The sequence below is a fragment of the Streptomyces sp. NPDC016677 genome (genome assembly GCF_055562815.1).
Genome location: NZ_JBVHEO010000003.1, coordinates 240,757 through 262,724, shown reverse-complemented (window position 1 = coordinate 262,724; position 21,968 = coordinate 240,757). Strand labels below are relative to the sequence as shown.

The window sequence follows — 21,968 nt, the reverse complement described above, 5'->3', positions numbered from 1 at the left end:
GCACGCACCCGGGCGCCCGGTGGACCGCGACGGCCGGTCCGCCGGGCGCCCTGCCGCGTGACGCGGCGGACCTCACCCGGCGCCCGGGCCGTGGGACCCGGCGGACCTCACCCGAAACCCGCACCGCGCGGACCCGACGGACCTCACCCGAAACCCGCACCGCGCGGACCCGACGGACCTCACCCGAAACCCGCACCGCGCGGACCCGACGGACCTCACCGGAGTCCGGACGGCTCAGCGCCGCCGCAGGTCGGCGACCCGGGCCCGCTGTTCCGGCCCGGCGCCCTGGTCAAGCGGCGCGGCCGTACGCAGTCCCGGACCCGCCCCGGGGACCTGGCGGCGCGGGCCGGGCAGGGGCACGTCCCGGCGCTGCTGGCGCCCCGGACCGGCCTCATCCCCCGGGCCTGGCCGGCCCGCCGCTCCCCCCGAGGCACCGGCCACGGCGATCTGTACGCCCTGGTCGGCGAGGACCTGGAGTTCGGCGCCCGCGCGGTCGTCGTGACCGGGCGGCTCGTCCGTCACCAGGCGGGTGATCTCCTCCGTGGGCACGGTCTGGAACATGGTGTCGGTGCCCAGCTTGGTGTGGTCGGCCAGGACGACGACCTCGGCGGCGGCCTGCACCAGCGCCCGGTCGACGGAGGCCGACAGCATGTTGGAGGTGGACAGCCCCCGCTCGGCGGTCAGCCCGCTGCCCGAGATGAAGGCCTTGGAGACCCGCAGCCCCTGGAGGGACTGCTCGGCGCCGCTGCCGACGAGGGCGTAGTTGGACCCTCTCAGCGTGCCGCCGGTCATCACGACCTCCACCCGGTTGGCGTGGGCGAGCGCCTGGGCGACCAGCAGGGAGTTGGTGACCACGGTCAGGCCGGGCACCCGGGCGAGCCGGCGGGCCAGCTCCTGGGTGGTGGTTCCCGCCCCCACCACGATGGCCTCGCCCTCCTCGACGAGGCCCGCGGCGAGATCGGCGATGGCCGTCTTCTCGGCGGTCGCGAGATGGGACTTCTGCGGAAAGCCGGACTCCCGCGTGAAACCGCCCGGCAGTACCGCACCGCCGTGCCGGCGGTCGAGGAGTCCTTCTGCCTCCAGCGCGCGCACGTCCCGCCGTACGGTCACTTCGGAGGTCTGGACGACGCGGGCGAGTTCACGGAGCGACACGGCCCCGTTCGCTCGCACCATTTCGAGGATCAATTGGCGACGTTCTGCAGCGAACACGAAACTGACAGTAACCCCAGCGACCGTCTGCTTTCAGCAGTTTGCGCCGAATAACAGAAGTTGTTCGCACTGCCCCGCCGGAAGTGGTATAAGCCCGCGACCGGCCCTGTGACCAGCGGTGACCGGGCGCGAACCGCCCCGCAGGTCAGCCCTCCGCGCCGGACTTCCGGGTGTGCAACTGCCGCGCCACCTCGGCGATCGAGCCCGAAAGCGAGGGGTACACGGTGAAGGCGTTCGCGATCTGCTCGACCGTCAGATTGTTGTCGACCGCGATCGAGATGGGGTGGATGAGTTCCGAGGCGCGCGGCGCGACCACCACACCGCCGACCACGATCCCGGTGCCCGGCCGGCAGAAGAGCTTGACGAAGCCGTCCCGGATGCCCTGCATCTTGGCGCGCGGGTTGCGCAGCAGCGGCAGCTTGACGACGCGGGCGTCGATCTTCCCGGCCTCGACGTCGGCCTGCGTGTAGCCGACGGTGGCGATCTCGGGGTCGGTGAAGACGTTGGAGGAGACGGTCTTCAGGTTCAGCGGCGTGACCGCGTCGCCCAGGAAGTGGTACATGGCGATCCGGCCCTGCATGGCGGCGACCGACGCGAGCGCGAAGACGCCGGTCACGTCACCGGCTGCGTACACGCCCGGCGCGGAGGTCCTGGACACCTTGTCGGTCTTGATGTGCCCGGAGTCCTTGAGCGTGACCCCGGCCTCCTCCAGGCCCATGCCCTCGGTGTTGGGGATGGCGCCGACCGCCATCAGACAGTGCGAGCCGGTGATGACCCGGCCGTCGGCGAGGGTGACCTCGACCCGGTCGCCGACCCGCTTGGCGGACTGGGCGCGGGAGCGGGCCATGACGTTCATGCCGCGCCGCCGGAAGACGTCCTCCAGGACGGCGGCGGCGTCCGGGTCCTCGCCGGGCAGCACCCGGTCGCGGGAGGAGACGAGGGTGACCCGGGAGCCGAGCGCCTGGTACGCGCCGGCGAACTCGGCGCCGGTGACACCCGACCCGACCACGATCAGCTCCTCGGGCAGCTCGTCGAGGTCGTAGACCTGGGTCCAGTTGAGGATGCGCTCGCCGTCGGGGCGGGCGTCGGGCAGCTCGCGCGGGTGGCCGCCGGTCGCGATCAGTACGGCGTCGGCGGTCAGCGTCTCCTCGCTGCCGTCGGCGGCGCGCACCACGACCTTGCGCGACCCGTCCAGGGCCTGCATGCCCTCCAGGCGCCCGCGCCCGCGCATGACGCGCGCTCCGGCGCGCGTCACGGAGGCGGTGATGTCGTGCGACTGGGCGAGCGCGAGGCGCTTGACGCGCCGGTTGACCTTGCCGAGGTCCACGCCCACGACCCGGGCGGCCCGCTCGATGTGCGGGGTGTCGTCGGCGACGATGATGCCCAGCTCCTCGTAGGAGGAGTCGAAGGTGGTCATCACCTCGGCCGTGGCGATCAGGGTCTTCGACGGCACGCAGTCGGTGAGCACCGACGCCCCGCCCAGACCGTCGCAGTCGACGACGGTCACCTCCGCGCCGAGCTGTGCGGCGACCAGCGCCGCTTCGTATCCGCCGGGTCCGCCACCGATGATCACGATCCGAGTCACGTACTCCATTGTCCCGCACGCTTCAACGGCGCACCGCCCGGGGGCCCCGCCCGATGCGCCCCCGTTATCCGGAACACCCCGTACCCTCTCCCCATGTCGCTCTACGCCGCGTACGCCGGCAACCTCGACGCGCGGCTGATGTCCCGCCGCGCCCCCCACTCGCCGCTGCGCGCCACCGGCTGGCTGAACGGGTGGCGGCTGACCTTCGGGGGCGAGCGGCTCGGCTGGGAGGGCGCGCTGGCCACGCTCGTCGAGGACCCGCTCTGCCAGGTCTTCGTCGCGCTGTACGACATCGCCCCGATGGACGAGGACGCGCTCGACCGCTGGGAGGGCGCGGGCCTGGACATCTACCGCCGCACCCGGGTCCGGGCCCACACCCTGGACGGCGAGGAGGGCGCCTGGACCTACGTCCTCAACGCCTACGAGGGCGGCCTCCCCTCGGCCCGCTATCTGGGCGAACTGGCCGACGCCGCGGAGTCGGCGGGGGCGCCGCACGACTACGTGATGGAACTGCGCAAGCGGCCGTGCTGACGCCGGGCCCTTCGGCGGTCGCCACGCCGGGAACGACAGGGACGACGGAAACGACAGCGCAACAATCGGAAACCGGCCGACCTCACCATCTACGCGCGTAGGCCCGGACCGGCTACCCTCGTCCGCGTGAACGCATCTCTTCTTCCGGACGACATCCAGGGCGACCCTTACGCCGCTGCCGACGCCGCCGCCGCCCGCCTGCGCGAGCTCACGGGCGCCGAGACCCACGACGTCGCCCTCGTGATGGGCTCCGGCTGGGCCCCGGCGGTGGACGCCCTGGGCGCCCCCGAGGCCGAGCTTCCGGTCACCGACCTGCCCGGGTTCCCGCCGCCGGCGGCCGAGGGCCACGGCGGCAAGATCCGCTCGTACCGCATCGGCGACCGCCGCGCCCTGGTCTTCCTGGGCCGCACCCACTACTACGAGGGTCACGGCGTCGCCGCCGTCGCGCACGGCGTGCGGACCGCCGTCTCGGCCGGCGCGAAGACGGTCGTCCTGACCAACGGCTGCGGCGGTCTGCGCGAGGGCATGCGCCCCGGCCAGCCGGTCCTGATCAGCGACCACATCAACCTCACGGCGACCTCCCCCATCGTCGGGGCGAACTTCGTGGACCTCACCGACCTGTACTCGCCGCGGCTGCGGGCGCTGTGCAAGGAGGTCGACGCGACGCTGGAGGAGGGCGTGTACGCCCAGTTCCCCGGGCCGCACTACGAGACGCCGGCGGAGATCCGGATGGCCCGGGTGATCGGGGCGGACCTGGTGGGCATGTCGACGGTCCTCGAAGCGATCGCCGCGCGGGAGGCGGGGGCGGAGGTGCTGGGGATCTCCCTGGTCACGAACCTCGCCGCGGGGATGACCGGGGAGCCGCTGAACCATGAGGAGGTGCTGCGGGCGGGACGGGACTCCGCGGCGCGGATGGGGTCGCTGCTGACGCAGGTGCTGGGTCGGCTTTAGTTGCCGTACCAGGGGGCTGCGCCGCGCCCCCTGGACCGCGCGCCCCCTCCCCACCGCACCGCACCGAGAGGACTCCCGTGCACGCCGATGTCATCGCACAGGCCAGGACCTGGCTGGCCGAGGACCCCGACCCGGAGACCCGCGCCGAGCTGGCCCAGCTCATCGACAAGGAGGACGTCACCGAACTCACCGCCCGTTTCTCCGGCACCCTCCAGTTCGGCACCGCCGGTCTGCGCGGCGAGCTGGGGGCCGGGCCGATGCGCATGAACCGCGCCGTCGTCATCCGGGCCGCCGCCGGCCTCGCCGCGTACCTCAGGAAGCAGGGCCACGGGAGCGACGGCCTCGTCGTCGTCGGGTACGACGCCCGGCACAAGTCGTCCGACTTCGCCCGGGACACCGCCGCCGTGATGACCGGCGCCGGTCTGCGCGCGGCCGTCCTGCCCCGCCCCCTGCCCACCCCCGTCCTCGCCTTCGCCATCCGGCACCTCGGTGCCGTCGCGGGCGTGGAGGTCACCGCCAGCCACAACCCGCCCCGGGACAACGGCTACAAGGTGTACCTCGGCGACGGTTCGCAGATCGTGCCCCCGGCGGACGCGGACATCGCCGCCGAGATCGACGCCGTGGGGAGCCTGGACGACGTACCGCGGCCCGACTCCGGCTGGGAGACGCTCGACGACCGCGTCCTGGACGCCTACCTCGCCCGCACGGACGCCGTCCTCGCCCCCGGCTCCCCGCGTACGGCCCGTACGGTCTACACCCCGATGCACGGCGTCGGCCGGGAGACGCTGCTCGCCGCCTTCGCGCGGGCCGGTTTCCCGGAACCCGTCCTCGTCGCCGGACAGGCCGACCCGGACCCGGACTTCCCGACCGTCGCCTTCCCCAACCCCGAAGAGCCCGGCGCCATGGACCTCGCGTTCGCGACGGCCCGCGCGGCCGGTCCGGACCTGGTCATCGCCAACGACCCGGACGCCGACCGCTGCGCCGTGGCCGTACCCGACGGCAGCGGGTGGCGGATGCTGCGCGGGGACGAGGTCGGGGCGCTGCTCGCCGCCCACCTGGTGCGGCGTGGAGTGACCGGGACCTTCGCGGAGTCGATCGTCTCCTCCTCGCTGCTCGCCCGCATCGCCGCCGCGGCCGGGCTGCCGCACACCGAGACCCTCACCGGCTTCAAGTGGATCGCCCGCGCCGAGGGCCTGCGCTACGGCTACGAGGAGGCCCTCGGCTACTGCGTCGACCCTCAGGGCGTGCGGGACAAGGACGGCATCACCGCCGCGCTGCTCGTCACCGAGCTGGCCTCCGTGCTCAAGGCCGAGGGGCGCACCCTGCTCGACCTCCTCGACGACCTCGCCGTCGCGCACGGGCTGCACGCCACCGACCAGCTGTCGGTACGGGTCGAGGACCTCACCGTCATCGCCGACGCCATGCGGCGGCTGCGGGAGCGCCCGCCGGGCGTGCTGGGAGGCCTGGCGGTCACCAGGGCGGAGGACCTCACCGAGGGCGCGGACGGGCTGCCGCCCACCGACGGGCTGCGGTACACCCTGGACGGCGCCCGCGTGATCGTCCGGCCCAGCGGTACCGAGCCCAAGCTCAAGTGCTACCTGGAGGTGGTCGTCCCGGTCGCCGACCGTGCCGGTCTGCCCGCGGCCCGGTCCGCGGCGGCCGGGCTGCTGGCGGAGATCAAGCGGGATCTGTCCGCCGCGGCCGGTCTCTGATTCCCCGGCGCCCCTTCTTTCACCGGAGGTTGGTCTGTCGCACGCGTCTCGTGCGTCCGCCGCGGGCCCGGCCGTCGCACGGTGGAGCGGAGCGCGGACGTTTCCGTCCCCCCTTCGGAGGCGTTCGCGTCGGCGTCCCGCAGCCCCCCTTCGCGTCGCGGGACGCCCGGCCCCCGGCCGTCCAGGGCCAGCCAGGCGCGGTACAGCAGGAATCCGCCGACCAGCAGCATGACGGTCAGCACCAGGCCGCCGCCGGAGCGCAGCAGCAGGCGGAACAGCCGGTCGGGCAGGCCGGGATCGGCGTACAGCCGTCTCGGTACGTCGGCCCCTGCCTCGGGGGCGGGGCCGACCGCCGCGAGCCGCGGTTGTCTGGTTCCCCTCAGCGAACGCACGTTCCCGACGCTCCGGGCCCCCGGTGGCCACGCCCGGCCCGAAGGGTGGCCCAGAGGTGCCCTGGGGGCAACTTCGGTCACGGGTGTCCGGTCAGGCATCACCCCATAACTCGGGCCCCGAGTAACGGAGTTGAGGAAGCGTCGCACGGAACCGCTCGTACGACGTACGGCACGTGGCGTGCCGTTCGTAGGTCCGCGCCGAACCGGCCACATGGCGTCCGGACCGGTCCCAGACGGCCCACACCCAGCCGCCCTCGGTACTGTGCTGCACCCCTCCGCCGACTTCGGCGTACCGCTCGCACAGCCGCTCGAAAGCGGCGCGACACCGGTCGTGGGTGTCGTGCGAGGTGAGCGACACCGCGACGGGCCGGCCGTTGGGCGCCACCAGGCGCCAGCCGAATCCTCCCGCGCCGTCGATGTCGATGAGACATCTCATGCCCGCTGCCGGGACGGCGGCTCTCGCCGTCTCCTCTGACCGCTCCAACTTCCCCACCCCCGTCGCCCGAGAACGAGAAAATGTGCAGGTAAGGAGCTACGGGCGACAGAGGCAATCTAGTGAGACGGCGGTGACGGCAGACAGGCCAATCCGGTCACCGGGGCCACGCTTCATATCGAAGTATCCCCTAGGCAACCCGTAGGCAATGCAAAGGGAAACTGTCCGCCCGGCTCCTCACCCGATCCCGGTCAGCACCGCCAGCAGCACCGCCCCGGCCGCCGCCGGCGCCAGGATCTCGTAGGCCCAGCGGACGGTCACCTCGCCCTGGGCGGTCCCGCTCTGCTGCCGCGCCTCCAGGAGGGAGCGCAGTTCGTCCATCACCTTGTCGCTCTCCGCCCGCACCGGCCCGTCCGCGGCCCCGGCGGCGGCCGTCCGCTGCCCGGTGAGCCCGAAGCCGCCGCGCCCGGCCGCGCCCCGGCCGTCCCCGGCGGTCCGCCGCGCCTCCCGCCGGGCCGCCCTCTTGCGGGCGCGCAGCGAGACGGGTACGGCCCACAGCTGGTACTTGGCCCCGGAGTCGGTGACGACCTCGTTGGAGTAACCGGAGCGCAGCGAGGCGATCCGCCCCCAGGGCAGCACGACGACGCGCAGCGGGTTGCGCACCCGCAGCCGGTCCTCGCCCGCGAAGACGGCCGGGCGCAGGGTGTAGGCGACCACCAGCGGCACCACCAGCAGCATCGCGGCCAGCGCCAGCCACGGGGTGCGCCCCTCGCCCGCGACCACCGCGTCCAGGCCGAGCCACAGGACGACGGCGAGCAGCAGCACCCCGCCGGCGATGCCCGCGGGCGAGCGGTGGACCCGGTCCTTGGTTGCGGGCACCGGGGGCTGCGGTGGGGGCGGGGGATGCTCCGGGGTCGTCATGTGCCGATTGTGCCCGACGCGCCCCGGACGGACCGGTCCCGGCCCGGGGGCTGTACAGCCGCTACGCGCGTAGATATGCTCGGCTGGTGACCATGCCCACCACTGCACCCGCACCCGGACTCGCCGGCGTCACCGCGTCCGACGGCACGCTCCGCCGCTTCCTGCACGGACTGCCCGGCGTCGACGCGGTCGGCCTGGAGGCCCGCGCCGCCGCGCTCGGCACCCGTTCGATCAAGACGACCGCGAAGGCGTACGCCCTCGACCTCGCCATCTCGATGGTCGACCTGACGACGCTGGAGGGCGCGGACACCCCCGGCAAGGTCCGGGCGCTCGGCGCCAAGGCGGTCCGCCCCGACCCCACCGACCGCGCCACCCCGTCGACCGCCGCCGTCTGCGTCTACCCGGACATGGTGCCGGCCGCCAAGGAGGCCGTGGCCGGCTCCGGCGTCAAGGTCGCCTCCGTCGCCACCGCGTTCCCGGCCGGCCGCGCCTCCCTCGCCGTCAAGCTGGCCGACGTGCGCGAGGCGGTGGCGGCGGGCGCCGACGAGGTCGACATGGTCATCGACCGGGGCGCGTTCCTCGCGGGGAACTACCTCAAGGTGTACGAGGAGATCACGGCCGTGAAGGAGGCGTGCGGCACGGACGCCCGCCTCAAGGTCATCTTCGAGACCGGCGAGCTGTCGACGTACGACAACATCCGCCGCGCGAGCTGGCTCGGCATGCTGGCGGGCGCCGACTTCATCAAGACGTCGACCGGCAAGGTCGCCGTCAACGCCACGCCCGCCAACACCCTGCTGATGCTGGAGGCGGTACGCGACTTCCGGGCCGCCACCGGCGTCCAGGTCGGCGTCAAGCCGGCCGGCGGCATCCGGACGGCCAAGGACGCGGTGAAGTTCCTGGTCCTGGTCAACGAGACGGCCGGCCCGGACTGGCTGGACAGCCACTGGTTCCGCTTCGGCGCCTCCTCCCTCCTGAACGACCTGCTGATGCAGCGTCAGAAGCTGGCCACGGGCCGCTACTCCGGCCCCGACTACGTGACGGTGGACTGATCACCATGGCACCTGTTTTCGAGTACGCACCGGCACCCGAATCGCGCGCGGTCGTCGACATCGCGCCGTCGTACGGCCTGTTCATCGACGGGGAGTTCACCGAAGGCTCGGGCGGGGAGCTGCGCAAGACGGTCTCTCCGGCCACCGAGGAAGTGCTCGCCGAGTACACCCAGGCCGACGCCGACGACGTCGACCGGGCGGTCAAGGCCGCCCGCAAGGCGTTCGAGAAGTGGTCGGCGCTGCCCGGCTCGGAGCGCGCGAAGTACCTCTTCCGCATCGCCCGCGTCATCCAGGAGCGCAGCCGCGAACTGGCCGTCCTGGAGACGCTGGACAACGGCAAGCCGATCAGGGAGACCCGCGACGCCGACCTCCCCCTGGTCGCCGCGCACTTCTTCTACTACGCGGGCTGGGCCGACAAGCTGGAGCACGCGGGCTTCGGCCCGAACCCGCGCCCGCTCGGCGTCGCCGGCCAGGTCATCCCCTGGAACTTCCCCCTGCTGATGCTGGCGTGGAAGATCGCCCCGGCGCTGGCGACGGGCAACACGGTGGTGCTGAAGCCCGCCGAGACCACCCCGCTCTCCGCCCTGTTCTTCGCGGACGTCTGCCGCCAGGCCGGCCTGCCCCGCGGCGTGGTCAACATCGTCACCGGCGACGGCCGCACCGGCGCCGCCCTGGTCGCCCACCCCGACGTGGACAAGGTCGCCTTCACCGGCTCCACGGCCGTCGGCAAGGAGATCGCCCGCACGGTCGCCGGCACCCGCAAGAAGCTCACGCTGGAGCTGGGCGGCAAGGGCGCCAACATCGTCTTCGACGACGCCCCCGTCGACCAGGCCGTCGAGGGCATCGTCAGCGGCATCTTCTTCAACCAGGGCCAGGTCTGCTGCGCGGGCAGCCGGCTGCTGGTCCAGGAGTCGCTCCACGACGAGCTGCTGGAGTCGCTCAAGCGCCGGCTCTCCACCCTCCGCCTCGGCGACCCGCTCGACAAGAACACCGACATCGGCGCGATCAACTCCGCCGAGCAGCTCGCCCGGATCACCGCGCTGGCCGACCAGGGCGAGGCGGAGGGCGCCGAGCGCTGGTCCCCGGCCTGCGCGCTCCCCTCCTCCGGCTACTGGTTCGCCCCGACGCTGTTCACGGGCGTCACCCAGGCGCACACCATCGCCCGCGACGAGATCTTCGGCCCGGTCCTGTCGGTGCTGACCTTCCGTACGCCCGACGAGGCGGTCGCCAAGGCCAACAACACGCCGTACGGCCTGTCGGCGGGCATCTGGACGGAGAAGGGCTCGCGCATGCTGGCGGTGGCGAGCAGGCTGCGCGCGGGCGTCATCTGGTCCAACACGTTCAACAAGTTCGACCCGACGTCGCCCTTCGGCGGTTACAAGGAGTCGGGCTTCGGCCGCGAGGGCGGTCGTCACGGCCTGGAGGCGTACCTCGATGTCTGACCGACTGAGTGTCCTGAAGACCTACAAGCTGTACGTGGGCGGGAAGTTCCCGCGTTCCGAGAGCGGCCGGGTGTACGAGGTGACGGACTCGAAAGGCAAGTGGCTGGCCAACGCGCCCCTGTCCTCCCGCAAGGACGCCCGGGACGCGGTGGTGGCCGCCCGGAAGGCGTTCGGCGGCTGGTCCGGCGCGACGGCCTACAACCGGGGCCAGGTGCTGTACCGGGTCGCGGAGATGCTGGAGGGCCGCAGGGCCCAGTTCGTCCACGAGGTGGCCGGCGCCGAGGGCCTGTCGAAGGCGAAGGCGGCCGAGCAGGTGGACGCGGCGATCGACCGCTGGGTCTGGTACGCGGGCTGGACCGACAAGATCGCCCAGGTGACCGGCGGCGCCAACCCGGTCGCGGGCCCGTACTTCAACCTCTCCTCCCCCGAGCCGACCGGCGTGGTCGCGGTCCTGGCCCCGCAGGAGTCCTCGCTCCTGGGCCTGGTCTCGGTCGTCGCCCCGGTCATCGCGACGGGCAGCACGGCGGTGGTCGTCACCTCCGAGAAGTCCCCCCTCCCCGCCCTCTCCCTGGCGGAGGTCCTGGCCACCTCCGACGTCCCCGGCGGAGTCGTCAACCTCCTCTCCGGCCGTACGGCGGAGATCGCCCCGACCCTCGCCGCCCACCAGGACGTCAACGCGATCGACCTCGCGGGCGCCGACGAGGCACTGGCGACGGAACTGGAGATCGCCGCGGCGGACAACCTGAAGCGCGTCCTGCGTCCACAGCCTGTGGACGACTGGTCGGCGACTCCGGGCCCGGACCGCATGACGGCGTTCCTGGAGACGAAGACGGTGTGGCACCCGACGGGGGCGCTGGGGGTCTCGGGGTCCTCGTACTGACCCCCGCGCCGCCCCGGGAACCGGAGCGCGCCGACGTCCAGCCGGCCGTCGGCGCGCTCCGCGGCGTGGTCGCGCCGCCCCGCCGCGCGGGGGCGATGTGACGCGCGCCGCAAACCCGCTCCGCCGGGTCGGCCCGCGGCCGGTCGATGCCGCACACTGGTCTCCCGTGACCTCCCATCCGCCCATACCCACCCGAGTCGTGCTGCTCTGCGGCCCCTCCGGCTCCGGCAAGTCCCTCCTCGCCGCCCGCTCCGGCCTCCCGGTGCTGCGGCTCGACGACTTCTACAAAGAGGGCACCGACCCGACGCTGCCGCTGGTGGCGGGGGGTCCGGACATCGACTGGGACCATCCCGCCTCGTGGGACGCGGACACGGCCGTCGCCGCCATCGTGGAGCTGTGCCGTACGGGCCGTACGTCCGTGCCGGCCTACGACATCGCGCTCAGCGCCCGCACCGGCGAGGGCACGGTCGACATCGGGCGGACCCCGCTGTTCATCGCGGAGGGCGTCTTCGCCGCGGAGATCGTGGCGCGCTGCCGGGACCTGGGCGTGCTGGCCGACGCGCTCTGTCTGAGCCGGGGCCCGCTGACCACCTTCCGCCGCCGCTTCCTGCGGGACCTGAAGGAGGGCCGCAAGTCGGTGCCGTTCCTGCTGCGCCGCGGCTGGCGGCTGATGCGGCTGGAACGGTCGATCGTCGCCCGCCAGACGGCGCTGGGCGCCCACGCCTGCGACCGGGACGAGGCGATGGGCCGGCTGGCCGCCGCGGCGGCGGGACGGTGCGCGGGCGCGCGTACGGCGGCCTGACGGACGTGTCGCACAGGCCCCGAGGGCCACACGGCGAAGCGGGACTGGACGGACCCCCCGGCCCTCCAGTCCCGCTTCTTCCCCCGTGATCCCCCGTATCCCCCGTGCTTTCCCCCGTGTTCCCCGTTCCCCCGTTGTTCCCCCGCGGGGTGTTTCCCCCGTGAGTAAGAGCCCGGCACCCTCCCCCTGATACACCCGGGCCCATACTTTTTTCCGCCCCCTCGGGCCCCTCAGGCGACCAGTTCGCCGAAGGCGTCCTGACGGTCACGGCCGAAGCTGAGGACCTCGTCCTCGCGCAGCCGGCGCAGCGAGCGCCAGATGCTGGACTTCACCGTGCCGACGCTGATGCCGAGGATGTCGGCGATCTCCGGGTCCGTGCGGCCCTCGTAGTAGCGCAGGACCAGCATGGTGCGCTGGAGTTCGGGCAGCCGGGCCAGCGCCTGCCACAGGACGGTGCGCAGTTCGGTGCCGCGCATGGCGTCCGTGTCGCCGGGCGTCTCCGGCAGTTCCTCGGTCGGGTACTCGTTGAGCTTGCGGCGCCGCCAGGCGCTGATGTGCAGGTTGGTCATGGTGCGGCGCAGGTAACCGCCGACCGCCGCCTTGTCGCTGATCCGGTCCCACGCCCGGTACGTCGAGAACAGCGCGCTCTGCAGCAGGTCCTCGGCCTCGAAGCGGTCGCCGGTCAGGTGGTAGGCGGTGGCGTACAGGGAGGCGCGGCGCTCCTGGACGTAGGCGGTGAACTCCGCCTCCGACAACGAGCTTCGCTCCTCCGGCTCCTCCCCGTACGCGGTCCCCGTCCCCCCCTGGGACTCCCCCGACTTCGCGTCGAGCACCGACATGTACGTCGTCGCGTGCTGACGCCCGGTGCCGCGAGCGCACCCCCGCCCGCTCACAACACCGGACTTCTCACAACCCCGGTGCCCGTTCACGTCGTGCAGACGCGTGATCACTGCGCTGGTGCTGGTGCGAGTCAGCGTGTTCATCATGCGCCCCCCGTCGTGGAGTTACCGGTGTCCGTCTTGCGGTGTCGCCGTCCTGCTCTGTGCCGAGAATCCTGCCGAGGCCACTTCATGGCCGTGTCCGCCGACTGTCACAGACCTGTCACAGCGCCCGGTCACCGCGGAACCACAGGCCCTTCACAAGGTCCGGCGGTACAAAGGCCCGCTTCTCCACCCGCCGGTCGAACCCCGCTCCCTCCATGGGCCAGAATGAGACCGTGCCTTCCCTGTTGCTGATCGAGGACGACGACGCCATCCGCACGGCCCTGGAGCTCTCCCTGACGCGCCAGGGCCACCGGGTGGCCACCGCGGCCAGCGGTGAAGACGGTCTGAAGCTGCTGCGCGAGCAGCGGCCGGACCTGATCGTGCTGGACGTGATGCTGCCCGGCATCGACGGTTTCGAGGTGTGCCGGCGCATCCGGCGCACCGACCAGCTGCCGATCATCCTGCTGACCGCGCGCAACGACGACATCGACGTGGTCGTCGGCCTGGAGTCGGGCGCCGACGACTACGTCGTCAAACCGGTGCAGGGGCGGGTCCTCGACGCCCGTATCCGGGCGGTGCTGCGCCGCGGGGAGCGGGAGTCCACCGACTCGGCGACCTTCGGCGGCGTGGTCATCGACCGCTCCGCGATGACCGTCACCAAGAACGGGGAGGACCTCCAGCTCACGCCGACCGAGCTGCGGCTCCTGCTCGAACTGAGCCGCCGGCCCGGCCAGGCGCTCTCCCGGCAGCAGTTGCTGCGGCTGGTGTGGGAGCACGACTACCTCGGCGACTCCCGGCTCGTGGACGCCTGTGTGCAGCGGCTGCGCGCCAAGGTCGAGGACGTGCCGTCCTCCCCGACGCTGATCCGTACCGTGCGGGGCGTGGGCTACCGGCTGGATCCGCCTCAGTGACACAGGAACACCCAGGGGGTCACCGCGGCTGGTCCGCGGCGCGCAAGGGAGTCTGGTCGCGGCTGCGCTTCACCAGCCTGCGGCTCAGGCTGGTCGTCGTCTTCGGACTGGTGGCGCTCACCGCCGCCGTGTCCGCGTCCGGGATCGCGTACTGGCTGAACCGGGAGGCCGTGCTCACCCGCGCCCAGGACGCCGTGCTGGGCGACTTCGAGCAGGAGATGCGCAACCGGGCCGGGTCGCTGCCCCAGCACCCCACCGCGGACGAGCTCCAGCACACCGCGGGTCAGATGGCCAACAGCAGCCAGCGCTTCGGCGTGCTGCTGGTCGCCGAGGACACCGACGGCGGCACCGTGTACGGCAGCGCGGGCGGGCCGGACGGCTTCGCCCTGTCCGACGTGCCCGAGTCGCTGCGTACGGCGGTGAACAAGAAGCAGAAGGTCACCGACGCCAACAAGTCCCCGTACCACCTGTACTGGCAGCGGATCGCCGTCGACGACACCCCGTACCTGGTGGCGGGCAGCCGGGTGGTCGGCGGCGGGCCGACCGGTTACATGCTCAAGTCGCTGGAGCCGGAGGCCAAGGACATCGACTCGCTGGCCTGGTCGCTGGGGATCGCGACCGCGCTGGCGCTGATCGGCTCCGCGCTGCTCGCGCAGGCCCTGGCGACGACCGTGCTCAAGCCCGTGCACCGGCTGGGCAGCGCCGCCCGCCGGCTCGGCGAGGGCAAGCTGGACACCCGGCTGCGGGTCTCCGGCACCGACGAACTGGCCGAGCTGTCCCGGACGTTCAACAAGGCGGCCGAGTCCCTGGAGAAACGGGTCGAGGACATGGCCGCGCGGGAGGCGTCGTCCCGGCGGTTCGTCGCGGACATGAGCCATGAGCTGCGTACGCCGCTGACCGCGATCACGGCGGTCACGGAGGTGCTGGAGGACGAGCTGGAGGCGGAGTCGGGGTCCATCGACCCGATGATCGAACCGGCCGTGCGGCTGGTGGTCAGCGAGACGCGGCGGCTGAACGACCTGGTCGAGAACCTGATGGAGGTCACCCGCTTCGACGCGGGCACCGCCCGGCTGGTCCTGGACGACGTGGACGTCGCCGACCAGATCACCGCCTGCGTCGACGCCCGCGCCTGGCTGGACGCCGTCGACCTGGACGCCGAGCGCGGCATCCACGCCCGCCTCGACCCGCGCCGCCTCGACGTCATCCTGGCCAACCTGATCGGCAACGCGCTCAAGCACGGCGGGTCACCGGTGCGGGTGTCGGTGAGCGCGGTGGACGACGCGGTGGTCATCGCCGTGCGCGACCACGGGCCCGGCATCCCCGAGGACGTCCTGCCGCACGTCTTCGACCGGTTCTACAAGGCGAGCGCCTCCCGGCCGCGCTCCGAGGGCAGCGGGCTCGGCCTGTCCATCGCCCTGGCCAACGCGCACATCCACGGCGGTGAGATCACCGCGGGCAACTCCCCCGACGGCGGGGCGGTGTTCACCCTGCGGCTGCCGCGGGACGCGTCGTCGCTGACGGAAGCCGGCGCGGACGCCGAGGGCTCCGGGAGCAAGGGCAAGGGCAAGGACGCGAAGGAACAGGGCTGATGACCGTACGCCGCCTGCTGGCGCTCCCCGTACTCGCCGCACTGCTCACCGGATGCGGTATCCGGGCCACGGAAGTGCCGACGGACTTCGGCCCCGCGCCCTCGCGGGTCCGCTGCTCGCCCGCCGAACCGGAGGCGCCGACCGGGTCCGGGCGGGACGTGGCCGTGCGGGTGTCCCTGCTGTGCGGCTCGTCGCTGGTCACGGTGGACCGGACGGTACGGGTGCCGCGGGGCTCGGCCGGTGCCGCGCGCCGGGTGGCGGTGGCGAGGGGGCTGCTGAGCCAGCTCGCCGCGCCGCCCTCCGCCGCCGAGACGGAGGCCCGGTACACCACCGACGTGCCCGGCGGGATCACGGTCTCGGGGCCGCGGGACGGCGACCCGGACACCACCCTGCGGCTGAGCACCGCGCCGGGCGACCTCACCTCGTACGCCCTCGCCCAGACCGTCTGCACGTTCGCCCAGTCGGCCGTGGCCGAGGACGACGGTTCCGTGGTCCTCGGCGGACCGGACGAGCGGGCGCCGCGCCGGTACGTGTGCACGGACGAGGTCCGCACCCGGCCGGGCAGCAACGAACCGCCGTCCAGCGAGGTCACCCGGGACTGACCGAGGTGTGACCGAGGTGTCCGGTCCGCCCCGGTGTGGCGCATGACTCACCCGTGTGGGGGAGAGTCCGGAACCGCGCGCGCCGGGGGTCGCGTCTAGGGGGGCGTGCAGCGTCAAGGGTTCTTCGGCGGCAGCGCCGCGCTCCGCATCCGTGCGACGGGAGGCGTCCTCCTGGCCGCGCACCTCGTGGTCGTCGCCTGGCTCACGCTGCGTCCCCTGGACGTCCCCTGGGTGACGCCCCCCAACCTGCACCCCTTCGACGGCATCCGGGCCGAGGTGGCGCTGGGCTGGCCGCAGGCGGTCCGGTGCGTGGGCGGCGGGCTGGGCCTGCTGGCGCCGCTGGGCGTCCTGCTGCCGATGGTGAACGGCCGGACCGTCGTCTCGGTGCCGGCCTCCCTGCTGCGCAGCACCGCCGCGGGCGCCCTGCTGTCCCTGGGCATCGAGCTGCTGCAGACCGGGGTGCCCGGCCGGGTCGCCGACATCGACTCGCTGCTGCTGAACACCGTGGGCGTGGCCCTCGCGCACCTCGCGGTGGTCCCGGCGGGCCGGGCCTGGCTCCGTCGCAGGTCCGAGGCGGGGCGCAACGGGGACCTCCCCCAGGAGGAGCCCTCTCAGGGTCGGACCCCGACGATTCCCAGGGTCGGGATCGCCCCGTAGAGCGACGCTTCGCCCCTGTTCGTCCCCGTAGCGTGGAGGGCAGATGAGGCGACCGACGAGGCGCCTCGGACCGACGCTCACGAAGGAGCCGCCATGTCCCGCCTTGCCCGCCCCACCGACGGCCGCATGATCGGCGGAGTGTGTGCCGCGCTGGCACGGCGCTTCGGCACCTCCGCGACGACGATGCGCGTCGTCTTCCTGGCCTCGTGCCTGCTGCCCGGCCCGCAGTTCCTGCTCTACCTGGCGCTGTGGATACTCCTCCCGTCGGAGGAGAAGGCGGCCCGCACGGCCTGGTGACGACGACGGCCGACGGCCGCGCTCCGGATCTCCCTCTGGAAAGCCGACGGGGCGCACCCGGCAGTACCGGGCGCGCCCCGTCGGCGCTTCGTGACGGGCGCGGCTCAGCCGAGCGACAGGCCCTTGACCGGCAGGCCGCCGAGCATCCGGGCGACCGGCGCGACCGGCCCCTTGGTGAGCGTGTCGGCGACCGACTGCGCGGCGGCCGGCCGTGCTTCCGCGCCGGGGGTGGTCTTCTTCGCGTCGGCCCCCTTGGCGCCGGGCGCCTGGGTCCCGGGCTCCTGGGCGCCGTGCGCGGCCTGGGCGAGGCGCTCGGCGGCGGGGAGCGTACGGACGACGCCGTCGACCGTCGGGCCGACCGGGACGACCGGGGCCGCGTTGGCCGCGCCCGCGCCGGCGGCGGCGAAAGCGGCACCGAGGGCGGCGACACCGAGGGTCTTGGCAGCAGACTGCTTCATGAAATGCGTCCTCGAAATGGGAGGTCGGGGATCTGAGCGGTCCTCGACCGTAAACACGCACCATCGCCCGCCGCAAACATCGAAATGCGAACGGATTGTGAAAGCCGGTCCGCGCGCACGACCCCCGTTCCCCTCCACTCGACCCTCACTTCCCGAATAATCCCTGGTGGGAGCGGTCTACCGGAACAGCCATTCGGACTTCAGCTCCGCATATCCGGGCTTGATCACGTCATTGATCATGGCCAGTCGTTCATCGAAAGGAATGAACGCTGATTTCATCGCATTGACAGAGAACCACTGCATGTCGTCGAGCGTGTAACCGAACGCGTCGACAAGGTGCTCGAATTCCTGGCTCATACTGGTGTGGGACATCAGACGATTATCCGTATTGACCGTCGCGCGGAATCCCAGTCGCCGCAGCAGCCCGATCGGGTGCTCGGCGTACGAGGCCGCCGCCCCGGTCTGGAGGTTGGAGGAGGGGCACAGTTCCAGCGGGACGCGCTTGTCCCGGACGTAGGAGGCGAGCCGCCCCAGCTTCACCGCGCCGTCCCCGGCCACCTGGATGTCGTCGATGATCCGCACCCCGTGCCCGAGCCGGTCCGCGCCGCACCACTGCAGCGCCTGCCAGATGGACGGCAGCCCGAACGCCTCGCCGGCGTGGATGGTGAAGTGGTTGTTCTCGCGCTTGAGGTACTCGAAGGCGTCCAGGTGCCGGGTGGGCGGGTGACCGGCCTCGGCGCCGGCGATGTCGAAGCCGACGACACCGAGGTCCCGGTAGCGGTTGGCGAGTTCGGCGATCTCCAGGGAGCGGGCGGCGTGCCGCATGGCGGTGAGCAGGGCCCCGACGCGGATGCGGTGGCCGGCCTCGCGGGCCCGCCGCTCCCCTTCCCGGAAGCCCTCGTTGACCGCCTCGACGGCCTCTTCGAGGGAGAGGCCGCCCTCCAGGTGCTGTTCGGGGGCGTACCGCACCTCGGCGTAGACCACGCCGTCCTCGGCGAGGTCCTCGGCGCACTCGGCGGCCACCCGGACCAGGGCGTCGCGGGTCTGCATCACGCCGACGGTGTGCGAGAAGGTCTCCAGGTACCGCTCCAGGGACCCGGAGTCGGCGGCCTGGCGGAACCAGTGGCCCAGTGTGTCGGGGTCGGTCTCGGGCAGCCCGGAGTAGCCGGTCTCGCGGGCGAGTTCGACGACGGTGCCGGGGCGCAGCCCGCCGTCGAGGTGGTCGTGCAGCAGAACCTTGGGCGCCCGGCGGATCTGCTCCGGCGTCGGGGACTTCGCGGTGGTCTGGCTCGTCATCTCCGCACTGTAGCTCCTACGCGCGTAGATCACCGGGCGGACGACGAAACTCCGTGGCAGGACCAGGTGACCGACGCACCGGCCGATACGTAACAGTGACCGCGCGTACGGATGGCGGACACCCGCTCTTCTGACACTGTTTTGTCATGGCACAACAAGTGACACCGGTGCGCGAGGCCCGGCTGGGGCGGGCGCTGGGCCCGCAGACGGCGGCGGTGAGCGGAGTGGCCGTACTGCTCCCGGCGGGCGACGAGGTCTCCAGCCGCAGACCGTCCCCCCTGCTGGCGAACGCCTCCGTCCGCGCGCTGGGGCGCCGGCTGACACGGGCCGGCCGCGACGAGGGGCTGGCGGCCCACGTCGTGCACTACCGCTACCGGGGCTGGAACGGCAGCGAGGCGCATCTCGCCCGGGACGCCGCCTGGGCCGCCGACGAGGCGGTACGGCTCTACGGCGACGTCCCCGTCTGCCTGGTCGGCGTCGGCATGGGCGGCCGGGCGGCGCTGCGCGCGGGCGGCCACGAGGCCGTCAACTCCGTGCTGGCGATCGCCCCCTGGCTGCCGGACGAGGACGTGGCGGCGCCGCCCGAACCGGTGAAACAGCTCACCGGGCGGCGGGTGCTGATCGTGCACGGCACGGACGACGGGCGGTGCGATCCGGAGCTGTCGTTCCGGCTGGCGGCGCGGGCGAAGAAGGCCAACCGGGACGTGTGCCGGTTCGAAGTGCACAGCGAGGGGCACGGGTTGCGGCACTACCGCGACGAAGTGGCGGCGCTGGCGGAGGACTTCGCGCTGGGCGCGTTGTTCGGCCGGCCGTTCTCACGGCCGGTGGCGGACGCGCTGGCGGCCCCGCCGCCGCTGGGGCTGCGGATGCCGCTGGCGGTGGGGTTCGGGAAGACGCTGCGGTGACGCCTCAGGGCAGCAGGCGGCCCCGTCTGGAGAGCAGGAACTTCTTGAACGCGGCCACCGGCGGCGTGTCCGCCCGCCCCGCCAGCCACGCCACGCCGATCTCCCGGGCCGCGCGGGGCGCGGTGACCGTCAGCTCCACCACCCCCGGGCGGGGCACGGCCGGCGGCGGCAGCAGGGCGACGCCCAGGCCCGCCGCGACCAGCCCCCGCAGGGTCTCCGCCTCCTCCCCCTCGAAGGCCACCTTGGGCCGGAAACCGGCCTCCGCGCAGACCGCGTCCGTGATGCGCCGCAGCCCGTAGCCGGGCTCCAGGGTCACGAAGGGCTCGTCGGCGGCCTCGGCGAGCCGCACCCGGCGGCGGGCGGCGAGCCGGTGGTCGGCGGGGACGACCAGGCGCAGCCGCTGCTCGTCCAGGCGGCGGGCGACGAGGTCGGGGGCGTCGGGCACCGGGGAGGTCAGGCACAGGTCCAGTTCCCCGGCGCGCAGCCTCTCCAGCATGGCCTCGCCGTAGTTCTGGACGAGGCTGAAGCGGACCCTGGGGTGGTCGGCGCGGAAGGCGTGGATCAGTCCGGGCACGGTCTCGGCGCCCATGGTGTGCAGGAACCCGAAGGCGACCTTGCCGGTGGTGCGGTCGGCGTCGGCGCGGACCTCGTCGGCGGCCCGCTCGATCTCGGCGAGGGCGCGTTCGACGGAGGCGAGGAAGGTGTGCCCGGCGGGGGTGAGGGAGAGGGCGCGGCCGTGCCGGGCGAACAGGTCGACGCCGAGGTCGTGTTCGAGGCGGGCGACGGCCCGGGAGAGGGTCGACTGCGGGACGTTCATCTCCTGGGCGGCGCGGGTGACGTGCTCGGTGCGGGCCACGCCGGCGAAGTGCGCGAGGCGCGGCGCGAGCAGCGCGACGATGTCTTCTGTGTCACTGTCCCGTGACAGCCGCCCTTGTGAGCTTCGCTGATGCGCCATGGGAACGATTATGGACGTTCCATGCATTGGACGGATGAGTAAGGGGCTTCGTACGGTCATGGCATGACTCCCGCCGATACCGGGGCGTCCACCACCGTGGGCGCCGCCGCCTCCGTCCCCGATCTCCCCGACACGCGTGTGGCCCCGGGCGGCCCCGGCTACCGCCGGATGAGTTTCGCCCTGTTCCTCGCGGGCGTGGCCACCTTCGCGCTCCTCTACTCCACGCAGGCCCTGCTGCCGCTGATCTCCGGCGACCTGGGGGTGACGGCGGGCGACGCGAGCTGGACGGTGGCCGCCGCGACCGGCGGCCTGGCGCTGTTCGTCATCCCGATGAGCGCCCTGTCGGAACGGTTCGGACGGCGTACGGTCATGACGGCGTCGCTCGCGGTCGCGGTGACCGTCGGGCTGCTGGTCCCCTTCGCCCCCTCGCTGCCGGTGCTGGTCGCGCTGCGCGCCGTACAGGGCGCGGCGCTGGCCGGACTGCCGGCCTCCGCGACGGCGTATCTCGCCGAGGAGGTCACGCCGAAGGCGCTGGTCACGGCGATCGGCCTGTTCGTGGCGGGCAACAGCGTCGGCGGCATGAGCGGCCGGGTGATCACCGGCTGGGTCGCGCAGGAGTGGGGCTGGCGGGTGGCCGTGGCCGTGATCGGCGTCGTCGCCGTCGGCTGCGCGGTGGCGTTCCGGATGCTGCTGCCGAGGCCGCGGCACTTCCGCCCGGGTTCCCTGCGCCCCCGCGTCCTGGCCGGGACGCTCCGCGATCACCTCGCCGACCCCCTCCTGCGCCGCCTGTACGCGATCGGCGCGCTGTTCATGACGGTCTTCGGCGGCGTCTACACGGTGATCGGCTACCGCCTGACCCAGGCTCCGTTCTCCCTCCCCCAGGGCATCGTCGGCTCGGTCTTCCTGGTGTACCTGGTCGGCACGGTCTCCGCGTCCTCGTCGGGCCGGCTGGTGGGCCGGCTGGGCCGGCGCGGTGCCCTGTACCTGGCGGGCGGCACGACGGCGGCCGGTCTGCTGCTGTCCCTCGCGGACTCCCTGCCCCTGGTCCTGCTGGGCCTGGTCCTGATCACGGCGGGCTTCTTCGCGGGCCACTCGGTGGCGTCCTCGGCGGTCAGCCGTACGGCGACGCACGGCCGGGCACAGGCGTCGGCCCTGTACCAGTCGGCGTACTACATCGGCTCCAGCGCCGGCTCCACGGTGGGCGCGGTGGCCTTCCACTCCGGCGGCTGGGCCGGGACGGTCGGGGTCGGGCTGCTGGCCGTGCTGGGGGTCGTGACGGTCACCCTGTTCGGCACCCGGGCGGCCCGCGGACAGCGCGCGAAGCTCCCCGCCGCGGCCTGATCAGGACCGCTGTGACCTGCTGATTCCTCGGCTGCACGGGCCAATGTCAGTCCTCTCCTGTAGCTTC

The 21,968-nt window shown here is 73.1% G+C and carries 22 protein-coding genes; 14 read left to right on the top strand and 8 right to left on the bottom strand.

Annotation, left to right across the window (positions count from 1 at the left end; all coding sequences use genetic code 11):
* Nucleotides 1-234: 234 nt before the first annotated feature.
* Both ACZ3IG_RS10955 and ACZ3IG_RS10950 read right to left on the bottom strand, forming a co-directional pair.
* Nucleotides 235-1,209: a DeoR/GlpR family DNA-binding transcription regulator gene (locus tag ACZ3IG_RS10955; protein WP_467430922.1), complete on the bottom strand. Its 975-nt coding sequence runs from the start codon at nucleotides 1,207-1,209 to the stop codon at nucleotides 235-237.
* A gap of 145 nt (nucleotides 1,210-1,354) precedes the next feature.
* Nucleotides 1,355-2,803 (bottom strand): NAD(P)H-quinone dehydrogenase, encoded by a 1,449-nt coding sequence (locus ACZ3IG_RS10950; RefSeq protein ID WP_467430921.1) that lies wholly within the window; start codon nucleotides 2,801-2,803, stop codon nucleotides 1,355-1,357.
* An 84-nt stretch (nucleotides 2,804-2,887) separates the two neighbouring features.
* Here ACZ3IG_RS10950 and ACZ3IG_RS10945 point away from each other — a divergent pair, with 84 nt between their 5' ends.
* The 3 genes from ACZ3IG_RS10945 to ACZ3IG_RS10935 all read left to right on the top strand — a co-directional run bounded on the left by ACZ3IG_RS10945 (nucleotide 2,888) and on the right by ACZ3IG_RS10935 (nucleotide 5,988).
* Nucleotides 2,888-3,325 (top strand): gamma-glutamylcyclotransferase family protein, encoded by a 438-nt coding sequence (locus ACZ3IG_RS10945; protein WP_215164575.1) that lies wholly within the window; start codon nucleotides 2,888-2,890, stop codon nucleotides 3,323-3,325.
* Nucleotides 3,326-3,451: 126 nt separating this feature from the next.
* Complete coding sequence (locus ACZ3IG_RS10940) at nucleotides 3,452-4,276, top strand: purine-nucleoside phosphorylase (protein WP_467430919.1); 825 nt, start codon at nucleotides 3,452-3,454, stop codon at nucleotides 4,274-4,276.
* Nucleotides 4,277-4,353: 77 nt separating this feature from the next.
* Nucleotides 4,354-5,988, top strand: a complete 1,635-nt coding sequence (locus tag ACZ3IG_RS10935; RefSeq protein ID WP_467430917.1) for a phospho-sugar mutase — start codon at nucleotides 4,354-4,356, stop codon at nucleotides 5,986-5,988.
* 483 nt (nucleotides 5,989-6,471) lie between these two features.
* Here ACZ3IG_RS10935 and ACZ3IG_RS10930 read toward each other — a convergent pair whose 3' ends face one another.
* A complete protein-coding gene (locus tag ACZ3IG_RS10930) occupies nucleotides 6,472-6,816 on the bottom strand; it encodes a hypothetical protein (RefSeq protein WP_215168509.1) in 345 nt (114 codons plus the stop codon).
* A 234-nt stretch (nucleotides 6,817-7,050) separates the two neighbouring features.
* Nucleotides 7,051-7,734 (bottom strand): PH domain-containing protein, encoded by a 684-nt coding sequence (locus tag ACZ3IG_RS10925; RefSeq protein WP_467430914.1) that lies wholly within the window; start codon nucleotides 7,732-7,734, stop codon nucleotides 7,051-7,053.
* 92 nt (nucleotides 7,735-7,826) lie between these two features.
* Here ACZ3IG_RS10925 and deoC point away from each other — a divergent pair, with 92 nt between their 5' ends.
* The 4 genes from deoC to ACZ3IG_RS10905 all read left to right on the top strand — a co-directional run bounded on the left by deoC (nucleotide 7,827) and on the right by ACZ3IG_RS10905 (nucleotide 11,907).
* Nucleotides 7,827-8,783 carry a deoxyribose-phosphate aldolase gene (gene deoC / locus ACZ3IG_RS10920; RefSeq protein ID WP_467430913.1) on the top strand — a complete coding sequence of 319 codons (957 nt, stop codon included), beginning with the start codon at nucleotides 7,827-7,829 and terminating at the stop codon, nucleotides 8,781-8,783.
* A 5-nt stretch (nucleotides 8,784-8,788) separates the two neighbouring features.
* Nucleotides 8,789-10,225, top strand: coding sequence for an aldehyde dehydrogenase family protein (locus tag ACZ3IG_RS10915; protein WP_467430910.1), 1,437 nt, complete (start codon nucleotides 8,789-8,791; stop codon nucleotides 10,223-10,225).
* A complete protein-coding gene (locus tag ACZ3IG_RS10910) occupies nucleotides 10,218-11,105 on the top strand; it encodes an aldehyde dehydrogenase family protein (RefSeq protein WP_467430909.1) in 888 nt (295 codons plus the stop codon). The genes ACZ3IG_RS10915 and ACZ3IG_RS10910 overlap by 8 nt, the downstream gene beginning before the upstream one ends.
* A gap of 97 nt (nucleotides 11,106-11,202) precedes the next feature.
* On the top strand, nucleotides 11,203-11,907 hold the full coding sequence (locus ACZ3IG_RS10905) for a uridine kinase family protein (protein ID WP_467430908.1): 705 nt from the start codon (nucleotides 11,203-11,205) through the stop codon (nucleotides 11,905-11,907).
* A gap of 230 nt (nucleotides 11,908-12,137) precedes the next feature.
* Here the strand turns inward: ACZ3IG_RS10905 and ACZ3IG_RS10900 are convergent, their stop codons facing one another.
* Entirely contained in the window at nucleotides 12,138-12,890 is a 753-nt protein-coding gene (locus ACZ3IG_RS10900) for a SigE family RNA polymerase sigma factor (RefSeq protein ID WP_467430905.1), read from the bottom strand.
* Between the two features lie 233 nt (nucleotides 12,891-13,123).
* Here ACZ3IG_RS10900 and afsQ1 point away from each other — a divergent pair, with 233 nt between their 5' ends.
* The 5 genes from afsQ1 to ACZ3IG_RS10875 all read left to right on the top strand — a co-directional run bounded on the left by afsQ1 (nucleotide 13,124) and on the right by ACZ3IG_RS10875 (nucleotide 16,946).
* Nucleotides 13,124-13,801: a two-component system response regulator AfsQ1 gene (gene afsQ1 / locus ACZ3IG_RS10895; protein WP_467430903.1), complete on the top strand. Its 678-nt coding sequence runs from the start codon at nucleotides 13,124-13,126 to the stop codon at nucleotides 13,799-13,801.
* Complete coding sequence (locus tag ACZ3IG_RS10890; RefSeq protein ID WP_467430901.1) at nucleotides 13,798-15,390, top strand: ATP-binding protein; 1,593 nt, start codon at nucleotides 13,798-13,800, stop codon at nucleotides 15,388-15,390. The genes afsQ1 and ACZ3IG_RS10890 overlap by 4 nt, the downstream gene beginning before the upstream one ends.
* Nucleotides 15,390-15,992 carry a hypothetical protein gene (locus ACZ3IG_RS10885; protein WP_467430900.1) on the top strand — a complete coding sequence of 201 codons (603 nt, stop codon included), beginning with the start codon at nucleotides 15,390-15,392 and terminating at the stop codon, nucleotides 15,990-15,992. Before ACZ3IG_RS10890 ends, ACZ3IG_RS10885 begins: the two co-directional genes overlap by 1 nt.
* 105 nt (nucleotides 15,993-16,097) lie before the next feature.
* The gene (locus tag ACZ3IG_RS10880) at nucleotides 16,098-16,649 is read left to right on the top strand and encodes a VanZ family protein (protein ID WP_467430899.1); all 552 of its coding nucleotides are present in this window, start codon (nucleotides 16,098-16,100) and stop codon (nucleotides 16,647-16,649) included.
* 93 nt (nucleotides 16,650-16,742) lie between these two features.
* On the top strand, nucleotides 16,743-16,946 hold the full coding sequence (locus tag ACZ3IG_RS10875) for a PspC domain-containing protein (protein WP_403532910.1): 204 nt from the start codon (nucleotides 16,743-16,745) through the stop codon (nucleotides 16,944-16,946).
* Between the two features lie 104 nt (nucleotides 16,947-17,050).
* Here ACZ3IG_RS10875 and ACZ3IG_RS10870 read toward each other — a convergent pair whose 3' ends face one another.
* On the bottom strand, nucleotides 17,051-17,404 hold the full coding sequence (locus tag ACZ3IG_RS10870; RefSeq protein ID WP_467430896.1) for an ATP-binding protein: 354 nt from the start codon (nucleotides 17,402-17,404) through the stop codon (nucleotides 17,051-17,053).
* Nucleotides 17,405-17,581: 177 nt separating this feature from the next.
* The gene (locus tag ACZ3IG_RS10865; RefSeq protein WP_467430895.1) at nucleotides 17,582-18,700 is read right to left on the bottom strand and encodes an adenosine deaminase; all 1,119 of its coding nucleotides are present in this window, start codon (nucleotides 18,698-18,700) and stop codon (nucleotides 17,582-17,584) included.
* Nucleotides 18,701-18,846: 146 nt separating this feature from the next.
* Between ACZ3IG_RS10865 and ACZ3IG_RS10860 the strand changes: the two genes are divergently transcribed.
* The gene (locus ACZ3IG_RS10860) at nucleotides 18,847-19,605 is read left to right on the top strand and encodes an alpha/beta hydrolase family protein (protein ID WP_467430893.1); all 759 of its coding nucleotides are present in this window, start codon (nucleotides 18,847-18,849) and stop codon (nucleotides 19,603-19,605) included.
* Between the two features lie 4 nt (nucleotides 19,606-19,609).
* On the opposite strand, the gene ACZ3IG_RS10855 is transcribed toward ACZ3IG_RS10860, so the two are convergent.
* Complete coding sequence (locus ACZ3IG_RS10855; RefSeq protein WP_467430891.1) at nucleotides 19,610-20,560, bottom strand: LysR family transcriptional regulator; 951 nt, start codon at nucleotides 20,558-20,560, stop codon at nucleotides 19,610-19,612.
* 63 nt (nucleotides 20,561-20,623) lie between these two features.
* Between ACZ3IG_RS10855 and ACZ3IG_RS10850 the strand changes: the two genes are divergently transcribed.
* On the top strand, nucleotides 20,624-21,901 hold the full coding sequence (locus ACZ3IG_RS10850) for an MFS transporter (RefSeq protein ID WP_467430889.1): 1,278 nt from the start codon (nucleotides 20,624-20,626) through the stop codon (nucleotides 21,899-21,901).
* Nucleotides 21,902-21,968: the final 67 nt, after the last annotated feature.